The organism is Bradyrhizobium sp. F1.4.3, assembly GCF_040548375.1.
GTDB lineage: Bacteria > Pseudomonadota > Alphaproteobacteria > Rhizobiales > Xanthobacteraceae > Bradyrhizobium.
Genome location: NZ_JBEPRN010000047.1, coordinates 1 through 1109, shown reverse-complemented (window position 1 = coordinate 1109; position 1109 = coordinate 1). Strand labels below are relative to the sequence as shown.

The 1109-nt window shown below is 57.8% G+C and carries 1 protein-coding gene; it reads left to right on the top strand.

All coding sequences use genetic code 11. The annotated features are described in order from the left end of the window. Positions 1-60: 60 nt before the first annotated feature. Positions 61-1109, top strand: a 1049-nt coding sequence (locus tag ABIB73_RS37525) for a M24 family metallopeptidase (RefSeq protein ID WP_354232497.1), incomplete at its 3' end; no start/stop codon positions are given.

The window sequence follows — 1109 nt, the reverse complement described above, 5'->3', positions numbered from 1 at the left end:
GAGCCTCTAATCTTCCCGCCGCGCTTTCCCATCGAAGAATACCGCTCGCGGCTCGCAGCGTTGCGCACGATCATGGCCCGGCGGAATGTCGATCTCCTTGTTGTAGACCAGCCCGAACACAGGGCATATTTCAGCGGTTACCGGTCTACAGCGGCTATGTACCAGGCCTTGCTCATCCCTCTGGATCATGAGCCGATCGCAGTGATCCGTGCCATCGACGCTCCGACTTTTAATGTGGCGAGCCAATTCAGCAGTTGCGTGGCATTTGCCGATAATGAAAATCCTATCCGGGTCGTGGCGGAGACAATTAAAGCCCACGGCTTTGGAGGGGCCGTCATAGGCCTTGAGCGCGACAGCCATTTTCTCACCGTGAACCGGGCGCTGGAGCTCGAAAGCCTTCTACCGGATGCCAAGTTCGTCGATTTTTCAGGCGTCATGTGGGAAATGCGGCAGGTCAAATCTCCGCTCGAACTTGCTTACCTTCAAGTGGCCGCCGAGATCTGCGACCGAGCGGCGGCGACAGCCTTCGACGCAGCTCGGGCAGGTGTCAACGAGCGTGAAGTCTTCATAGCTATGACCAGCGAAGCGTGGCGCAATGGCGCGGACAATGCGCAGCTCGCCGTCATCTCGTCCGGACCTTCGACACACTTTCACGCCACACTCGGCAACCGCGTATTGGAGGAGGGCGACACCGTATTTGTAGAACCGGTTCCGCACTTTCGCGGCTACACTGCCCGAATGATGCGCCCGAAATCGATCGGCGTTCCAACCGATGAACAAGTCCGGACCGCCGAGACGATCATCCGAATTCAGGATGAACAGTTCCGCACCATGAGGCCGGGCGCAAATGCAAAGGAAGTCGACCGCGTCTTGCGGGAAGGGATATTGGCGGCTGGACTGCGCAACAGCTACACCGGCATCACCGGTTATTCGCTCGGTCTCAATTGCCCTCCTCGCACCAGTGATTTCACACGCGTGTTCCTGAGTGACAGCGACTGGCAGCTACAGCAAAACCAAGTGTTCCACATGTATACCTCGGCGCATAGCCTGCCGTTTAGCGAAACCGTCGTCGTTACTCCAGAGGGCGGAATGCGCCTCACGAAAATGGA